This is a genomic window from Dehalococcoidia bacterium (genome assembly GCA_035310145.1).
Classification (GTDB): domain Bacteria; phylum Chloroflexota; class Dehalococcoidia; order CAUJGQ01; family CAUJGQ01; genus CALFMN01.
In genome coordinates, this window is record DATGEL010000095.1 from 1 (window position 1) to 8,321 (window position 8,321).

Sequence of the window (8,321 nt, forward strand, 5' to 3'; positions counted from 1 at the left end):
CGGCGCGAGCGGCGCGGCGAGGAAGCGCTCGCCGAACTCGTCCTTGATCTGCTGCGCCAGCTCGACCATGTACTCGCCGGGGTAGCCGTCTTCGGGGATCGGCACGTCGCGGCCGAACTGCTGCTGGTAGCGGGCGTAGAGGGTGCGGCCGAAGGTGTCGGTCTGCGTACCGGCGTCGTTGACGTAGTACTCGCGCTCGACCTGACAGCCGTTCGCTTCAAGGATCGCGGCGAGTGTGCTGCCGGTGACGGCGCCACGGCCGTTGCCGACGTGCAGCGGTCCGACGGGGTTGGCGCTGACGAACTCGACCTGCACGCGCAGCCCCGCGCCCGTCTGGTTCGTGCCGAACGCCGGCCCGGCCTGCACGATCGTCTCGACCTGGCGCTGCAGCCAGGCGTCGTCGATGAAGAAGTTGATGAAGCCGGGCGGTGCGGGCACGACCACGCGCACCATCTCCGAGCTGCCGATGCGCCGCGCGATCGCCTCGGCCAGCTCCATCGGGTTCGTCTTCCCCCCTATGGCCTTGCGCAGGCGCATCGGCAGGGTTGTCGCGTAGTCGCCGTTCTCGGCACGCTGCGGACGCTCGATCAGCACCTCGGGCAGCGTCACGGCGGGGATCTCGCCCGCGCGCTGCGCCGCGGCGGCGGCGTCTCGTACCAGTGTCGCGATCGCGTCCTTGATCATGGCGGGCCCTCGTCTGCGCTCGCATCAAGCGTACAGGAAGCGGACGAAGCGCAGTAGGCGGGGCGCCCTGGAGTCGATCCGGTTTCGCGGGCCTCGCGCGATTTTGCTGAGGACAGGTCCGGGGTGGGAGATCGGTGCGACGCCGCGGCGGGCGGAGACCTTTCGCCGCCGGCGGCGCCGTCCGAAACGGGCCGCGCATGGCCCTCACGTGGGAGGTCATCGACCGGCTTCGGCGAACGGACGGAAGACCCACGAAACCGGATCAGGTCTCGTTGCTCGCTACGCGGCCGATTAGTTTCGTTTCCGGCGGTGCCGCCAGGCATCCGACGGGGAGCCCGTTGACCGACCGGTCGCTGAAAATGACGAGTCCCGCCTGTGCCCGTCGGTGCCGGCGCGCCCGCCAGCTCCCTCGTCGTGGTCCGCCTCCGCCAGGGCGGCGGCGAGCAACGCCTGCGCCGCCCAGCGCTGCACCGCCTCTGCCTCCGCGGCGTCGAGTCCACAAATGTCACGCTGCACCACGAGCGCCTCGGTTGCAATCACCATCGCGAGCGCCGCGACCAGTCGCTCGCAGCGCGCCTCGCCCAGGCGGGCCCGGACGGGCGCCAGCGCGGTCGTGAGCCAGCGCAACCGATTTGCGGGCCGGCGTGGCGTCAGCAGCGGGTCGTCGGCGCGCGGCGTGAGCGAGGCACGTAACATCGCCCGAAACGCCGGCTCGTGGCGCACGGTCAGCGCGTGGTCCGCCCGGATGACCGCATCGACCCGCGCCGCCGCGTCCCCCGCCGTGTCGGCAACGGCGGCGATCTGCTCCAGGTCCGGCTTCACCAGGATGTCGAGCTGAGCCTCGGCGAGGAGTGCCTCCTGCGAGGGAAAGTAGCGGTAGGCAGTCGCCCGCGAGACGAGGGCGGCATCGGCGACCTCCGCCACACCTGGACTGGCGCCCCCGCGCACCAACTCGCACGCGGCGGCCACGAGCGCCGCCCGCGTGCGCCGCTTCTGGTTCGCCCGCGCATCGGCCCGGCTCTGCGCAGGCAAGCTGTGGCGATGGTCGGTGCTGCCCATGGTCTCCGCTCCGCCTGCTACTCAGGCTGTCGCCGCGACGGGGCTGCCGCTCAGCTGGGCGACGATGCCGGCTCCGTCGAGCCAGACGTTCTCACGGCTCATCAGCCCGTCGCGAAATTCCCAGACGTGGAGCATCCGAAACGTGACGCGGCGACCGTTGCCGGGCATGCCGAGGAAGTCGCCCGGGACGGTTCCGGTCGTGGTGTGCTCGATCACACAGAAGTCCTCGCCGTAGTAGCTGTGGACCGGGGTCATCGTCTCGGTCTGGAAGTTCTGCGTGAGGTACTCGTAGAAGCCCTGGGCAGCCGCCTTGCCCCGCACCGGGCCGGTAGGAAAGCCCACGACGTCGTGCTCGACGTCCTCCGTGTAGACGGCGACGCTTCCCGCCGTGTCCCCGGCGGTCTCTGCGGCGAGGTGCGCCTCGATCAGGCGGTCCATCTGCTGCGGGATCATGGTGGATCTCCCTTCGCTCACGGTGCGCCGGTCCGTGCCGGCGCTTGCGAGATAAGTATTATCATAAGATTTGTCTCACGTCAAGCGTACACCGTGGAGAATTTTGCGAGAGGGATCGCGGCGGGATCAACGTGGGTGCTGGGGGCCGTCCGCTCGACAGCAGAACTGGACGTCCTGGACGGGCGGTGATCGCCGGCAGCTGGATGCGTATGGGCACGGCTGCACCGTCTTCGCGCAGGTTTTCTTCCCTATCGTGTGGCGATCTCGAGACCACAGCAGGCGGCCGCCACCTCCGGCAGGGATACGTGGCCTGGCCCGCCCATCAAGTCTTGCGGCGCCCTCAGTTGGCGTCGCCGGCGCGATCGGCGAGCCGCTCGACGCGGGCGCGCAGGCCGGCAAGCTCCGGCGCCGACAGCAGCGGGTCGGCGGCGACCAGTTCGAGCGCGTCTTCGCGCGCGGCTTCGAGGATCGGCGTGTCGGTGAGGCGCGCCTGGCGCAGCGTGGGCAGGCCGCTCTGGCGCGTGCCGAAGTAGTCGCCGGGGCCGCGCAGCTTCAGGTCTTCCTCGGCCAGCTTGAAGCCGTCGTGCGTTTGCTCCAGCAACTTAAGCCGGGCTCGCGCCTCCTGCGAGGGGCTATCGGAGAGCAGCAGGCAGTAGCTCTGCTCACCGCCGCGGCCCACGCGCCCGCGGAACTGGTGCAATTGCGCCAGGCCGAAGCGCTCGGCGCCCTCGATCAGGATCAGCGTCGCCGCAGAAATGTCGATACCCACTTCGACGACGGCCGTCGAGACGAGGATATCCGCCTCGCGGTCGCGGAAGCCGGCCATCACCGCGTCCTTCTCCGAAGGCGCCATGCGGCCGTGCAGCAGGCTCACGCGCAGGTCGGGGAAGACCTCCTTGCACAGCCGCTCGTACTCCTCCGTGGCGGCGCGCACCTCCAGCGTCTCTGACTCTTCAACCAGAGGGCAGATCACGAACGCCTGGAAGCCACGGCCGACCTGGTCGCGGATGAAGCGGTACGCGAAGTCTCGTTGCTGCGGCTCCAGCATGCGCGTCTTCACCGGCTTTCTGCCCGGCGGCATTTCGTCGATCACGCAGACGTCGAGGTCGCCGTAGAGCGAGAGCGCCAGCGTGCGCGGAATCGGCGTGGCCGTCATCACCAGCAGATGCGTGTTCTCGCCCTTCTCCGTCAGGGCGCTGCGCTGCAGCACGCCGAAGCGGTGCTGTTCGTCCACGATCGTCAACCCGAGCCGCGCGAAGCCGACCGCCTGCTGAATCAGCGCCTGCGTGCCGACGGCGATGTCCACCTCGCCCGCGGCGATGGCGTCTTGCACGTCGCGCTTCGCCCGCGCCCGCAGGCCGCCGCGCAACAGGCCGAGGCGCAGCGGGCGTGCCAGCCAATCGGGCCGGGCCTCGGCCAGCGGCTCCCCCTCCCCGGCGTCCGCGTCGAGCAACCGACACAGCGTGCGGAAGTGCTGCTCGGCCAGGATTTCGGTTGGCGCCATCAACACGGCCTGGCGCTGGTTGGCGACGGCCGCCAGCAGCGCCGCAGCCGCGACCACCGTCTTACCGCTGCCGACATCGCCCTGCAGGAGCCGTGCCATCGGCGTCTCGCGTTCGAGATCTGCGAGGATGCGTTCGACCGCACGGTCCTGCGCGCTTGTGAGCGGAAACGGCAGGCCGGCGAGGAAGCGCAGGCGCAGGGTGCCGGCGAACGGCAGCGGCGCGGTCTGCACGCTGGCGGCGCGGCGGGCCTTGCGCGCCACCACGGCGAGTTGCAGGGTCAGCAGCTCGTCGTAGGCGAGCCGGCGGCGAGCCGCCTCCAGCGCTTCGGCGCTGTCTGGATAGTGCGCCTGGCGAATCGCCAGCGGCAGCGCCTCGTAGGCGTGCCGGCGCAGCAGTTCCGCTGGGAGTGGATCCTCGATCTGCTCGAGACAGAGGTCGAGGGCGCGGCGCACGTAGCCGCGCAGCGCCCGGTTCTGGATGCCCTGGGTCAGCGGGTAGACCGGCACCAGCCGCCCGGTGTGAATTGCCTGGTCGAGATCGCCGCCCTGCTCGACGATCTCCCACTCCGGGTTTTCGAGCTGCTTCTGGCCGTGGAAGACGCCGATCTTGCCGCTCAGCGTCAGCCGCTGGTTGGTGCGCAGACTCGACGCGGGGTAGGGGTTGTTGAAGAAGACGACGCGCAGGTTGCCCGTCTCGTCGCCGACGATCAGCTCGGTGGACTTGCGCGGGCTCTGGCCGAAGCTGACGAGGCTCGCGCTCCAGACGCGCGCGACGACGGTCTGGGTCTCGCCCACCTGCAAATCGGCGACGCGCGCGATGCGCGAGAAGTCGTCGTGCCGGTGGGGGAAATGATAGAGCAGGTCGCGCACCGTGAGGACGTCGAGCCTGGCGAGCACTTCCGCCCGGTTGGCGCCGACGCCTGGAATCGCCGTGACTGGTGAATCAAGCGTCGGCCCGCTCGCGGCGGGCTTTGCGCGCTGGCGGGTGCGGCCGGCGGGCGGCTCGGCCGCGCGTTCGGGCCGGCGCTCGGCCGGCGCGGCTGCAACGGCTCGCTGCGCGGTGCTGGTGATCGGTGAAGCTGCGGCCGCTGGCGCGGGCAGCGGGCGCGCTGCCGTCGCGGCGCGTGGCTGGTCCTGCGCTTGCCGGGCGGAATCCGCCGGCGCAGGCGTCGCGAGCAGGCGCAGTGCCCGCTCGATCCAGGCACGGCGCTCCGCTTCGCCCAGTTCGGCGTAGCGGTGGCGGCCGAGCGTCTGCACGACGGAGAGCACCGGCGTCTCGCCGCGCGGCTGCTGCGCCAGCAGGTTGCTCAGCAGCCGGTCGAGCCCGCCCATCACGGCGCGATCTTCGCAGCCGCGCTGCTGCTCGACCGCGAGGATGCGTCGCAGCCGCTCCGTGCCTTCGCCCGCGCTGAGCGCTGCCACTCAGCTGCCTCCCGTGGCGCGCTGCGCGACCACGGCGCCGACGGCGTTCGGCCCGACGTAGGTGCCGACCACCGGCCCGATCCAGCGCACGTCGACCGGCACGCCCGGCTGCGCGGCGCGGAAGCGACGGGCCAGCGCCTCGGCGTCGTTGGCGGCGCCCGTGTGCTGCACGTAGATGCGCTCGGCGCCGGGCACTTCGTTCGTCAGATCGAAGACGCGTTCGATGCCGCGCGCGCGGCTGCGCACGCGGTGGCCGGGTGCGACTTCTCCGTCCTCCACGTGCACGATCGGCTTCAGGTTCAGCAACGAGCCGAGCCACGCCCGCGCCCGGCCGATACGTCCGCCCTTCTGCAGATACTCCAGCGTGTCGAGCATGATGCTGATGCGGTGGCGCGGGATCAGTGCCTGCGCGGCGTTGAGCGCCTGGTTCAAGTTGCCGCCGCTGTCCGCGATCTCGGCCGCGCGCCGCACCAGCGCCTGCAGGCCGCCGCAGACCGTGCCGCTGTCCAGCATCTCGATCTGGCAGCCGTGCGGCGGGGCGGCGGCGCCGAGCCGCGCTGCGTTCAGCGTGCCGGAGAGTTTCGCCGAGATGTGGATGGAGAGGATCTCGGTGGCGCCGGCGGCGGCGAGGTCGCCGTAGACATCCTGGAAGCGGCCGGCCGAGGGTTGCGAGGTGCGCGGAACGAGCTTGCCGTGCTTGAGCCGCGCATAAAACTCGTCGGGCTGGATGTCTACGCGGTCGAGCAGCGCCTCATCGCCGAAATACACCGTCAGCGGTACGACGGTGACGCCGAGGGCGTCGGCCTCTTCTGTGTCCAGGTCGGCGGTGCTGTCGGTGACGATGCGCAGCATGGCGCGCGGGCTCTCCTCATCACTTCAGGTCTGACGACTCGCTATTCTAGCGCCGCGACGTAGTCGTAGTGCACCTGTCCGCCGGCGATGGTCTGCACGTCCAATTCCGGCCAACGTGCGCCGATCTGCCGTGCCGCCGCCGTCCTCTGCCGCCCGCTCACACCGACGCCGTAGTAGAGCGTCAGCGCCGCGTCTGCCGGCGGCGCGATCTGTTCGATCGCGGCGAGCAGAGCGCCTCCGGGCGTCGCTGCCGCCACGGCCAGCCGGCCGTCTATCAGGGCGATCGGCTGACCGCGTGGCACTTCGACACCGTGCAGCTTCGTGGTCCGCGCCGCCCGCGTGACCTCGATCGAGCGCACGGCCTGCTGCGCCGTCTGCATGGCCTCGACGTTGACCGCCAGCGGCCGCTCGGCCTGGAAGGCGGCAAGCACGGCCAGCCCCTGCGCGGCCGAGCGCGTGGGCAGCACCACGACCTGCTTACCGGACAGCGCCGCTGCCTGTTCGGCAGCGAGCACGACGTTCTTGTGGTTCGGCAACACGATCACATTGTCCGACGGCGCCGCGCGGATGGCGGCCAGAATTTCGTCCACCGTGGGATTTGCCGTGGCGCCGCCGGCCACGATGATCGATGCGCCCAGGCTGCGCGCCACATTGGCCAGTCCGTCACCGCCAAGCACCGCCACAACCGCGGTCTGTTGCGAAGGCAGCGCGGCGCCGTCTGCGTCCGGTGCCGGCGGCGCCGGCGGTGCGGCGAATCGTTCGAACTGCGCCTGCATGTTCTCGACTGCGATCTGCGTCAAGGCGCCCATGCCGGCGCCCAGGCTGAGCACGCCGCCCGGGTCGCGGGCGTGCACGTGCACGCGCACGCGATCCGCGGCCGGTGCGACGATCACCGAGTCGCCCAGCCGCTCCAGCGCGGCCCGTAGCGTCTCCAGCGCTTCTGGCGCCGGATGCAGCACGAACTGGGTGCAGTAGCCGAAGCCGGAGTGGCCGCCGCCCGCGTCGCTGCGAGCGGCGTCGAGCCAGGCCGCGTCGGGCGCGCCCGCGGCGTGCGGCTGCGCCGGCACATCTTCGCCGCGCAGTCCGGCGAGGAGGCCCTCCAACAGCACCACCAGGCCGAAGCCGCCCGCATCGACCACGCCGGCCTCGCGCAGCACCGACAGCATCTGCGGCGTGCGCTCCAGCGCCTCACGGGCGCCGGCCAGCGCCGCCGCGAAGACGGCGAGCGGCCCCCGCGCCGGCGACTTCTGCCCCGCCACCGCCGCCTCGCGCGCCACGGTCAGGATTGTGCCCTCGGCCGGCTCGCGCAGCGCGGCGTACGCACGCTCGGAGGCGCGCGTCAGCGCCGCTGCCGCGGTGCGGCCATCGAGTCGCGACGCGCTGCCGACGGCATCCGCGAAGCCGCCGAGCCACTGGGAGAGGATGACGCCGGAGTTGCCACGTGCGCTGAGCAGGGCCGCGCGGGCGACGGCGCCCGCGACTTCGCCAGCCGAAACCGCACCGTCGAGGACGGAGGCGAGCGCGGCGCCGAGCGTGCCGGCCATGTTCGCGCCGGTGTCGCCGTCGGGCACGGGGTAGACGTTGATCGCGTCGATCGCCGGCGCGTTGCGCTGCAGCCAGACCGAGGCGCCGGCGAAGGCGCGCAGCAAGTCCGCGCCGGTCAGCGGGTGATCCTGCGGCGGCCGGGGCGGTTGCCCGGTGCGGCCGGGCGCTGCGCGGCTGGTCAAGGAGATCCGCCTTCGGACAAACGAACGCCGCCGCGCTTGCCGGGCCCGGCGGCGTCTGCTAGCATTTTTCTGCCGCTTCGCGTTGGTCGCTGCATGAATTGTATCGAGGCGCTGGAAGTGGCGTCAAAGCCGCGGCGCCGCTGGCGCCGCCGTACGAGGGTGGTCTGTGGCTGCTGGCAAATGCGACATCTGCGGTAAGCACACGGTGTTTGGCCGCAACATCCGGCACCAGCACGGCGGCGGCTGGTTCCGCAAGGCGCCCGCAACGTCGCGCACCTTCAAGCCGAACGTGCACAAACAGGTGATCGTCACCGCCGGCGGGCCGCTGCGTGTCAACATCTGCACGCGCTGCCTGCGCACGACCGCCAAGGCGCCCAAAGTCCGCGCCTAGCGCAGAGCTGGCTGACTCCCAGTGCTGGCCCTTCGATCGATGCCGCGTGATTGAACAGAACGGGCCGGCGGGAAGCATTTCCCGCCGGCCCTGGACTTTGGCGGTTTCCACAAGAGGGAGAGGCAAGAGGGCTGCCCGCGGGTAGCGTGACGGGTGCTTGAGACCGTTGCGCCAGCCGGGAGGACAGCCCCATGCATCAGGGTAGCAGCGCCACCCCCACGCCACCAGC

General features: G+C 71.2%; 7 protein-coding genes. 1 reads left to right on the plus strand and 6 read right to left on the minus strand.

The annotated features are described in order from the left end of the window. The 6 genes from argS to VKV26_18215 form a co-directional block, all read right to left on the minus strand. Positions 1–684: arginine--tRNA ligase (argS, locus tag VKV26_18190; GenBank protein ID HLZ71837.1), on the minus strand; the 684-nt coding region annotated here is incomplete at its 3' end. A gap of 291 nt (positions 685–975) precedes the next feature. Further along, a complete protein-coding gene (locus VKV26_18195; GenBank protein HLZ71838.1) occupies positions 976–1,743 on the minus strand; it encodes a TetR/AcrR family transcriptional regulator in 768 nt (255 codons plus the stop codon). Between the two features lie 21 nt (positions 1,744–1,764). After that, complete coding sequence (locus VKV26_18200; GenBank protein ID HLZ71839.1) at positions 1,765–2,196, minus strand: nuclear transport factor 2 family protein; 432 nt, start codon at positions 2,194–2,196, stop codon at positions 1,765–1,767. Between the two features lie 340 nt (positions 2,197–2,536). Continuing rightward, a complete protein-coding gene (recG, locus tag VKV26_18205) occupies positions 2,537–5,122 on the minus strand; it encodes an ATP-dependent DNA helicase RecG (protein ID HLZ71840.1) in 2,586 nt (861 codons plus the stop codon). Beyond that, complete coding sequence (locus VKV26_18210; GenBank protein ID HLZ71841.1) at positions 5,123–5,974, minus strand: DegV family protein; 852 nt, start codon at positions 5,972–5,974, stop codon at positions 5,123–5,125. Positions 5,975–6,015: 41 nt separating this feature from the next. Beyond that, positions 6,016–7,701, minus strand: a complete 1,686-nt coding sequence (locus tag VKV26_18215) for a DAK2 domain-containing protein (protein ID HLZ71842.1) — start codon at positions 7,699–7,701, stop codon at positions 6,016–6,018. 166 nt (positions 7,702–7,867) lie between these two features. On the opposite strand from VKV26_18215, the gene rpmB reads away from it, so the two are divergent. Further along, entirely contained in the window at positions 7,868–8,092 is a 225-nt protein-coding gene (gene rpmB, locus VKV26_18220; protein HLZ71843.1) for a 50S ribosomal protein L28, read from the plus strand. The last annotated feature ends 229 nt before the right edge of the window (positions 8,093–8,321 follow it).

Excerpts from the sequence above, each read along its gene's own strand:
- VKV26_18210 (HLZ71841.1), bottom strand. The coding sequence starts at position 5,974 with ATGCTGCGCATCGTCACCGACAGCACCGCCGACCTGGACACAGAAGAG.
- VKV26_18195 (HLZ71838.1), bottom strand. The coding sequence starts at position 1,743 with ATGGGCAGCACCGACCATCGCCACAGCTTGCCTGCGCAGAGCCGGGCC.
- VKV26_18200 (HLZ71839.1), bottom strand. The coding sequence starts at position 2,196 with ATGATCCCGCAGCAGATGGACCGCCTGATCGAGGCGCACCTCGCCGCA.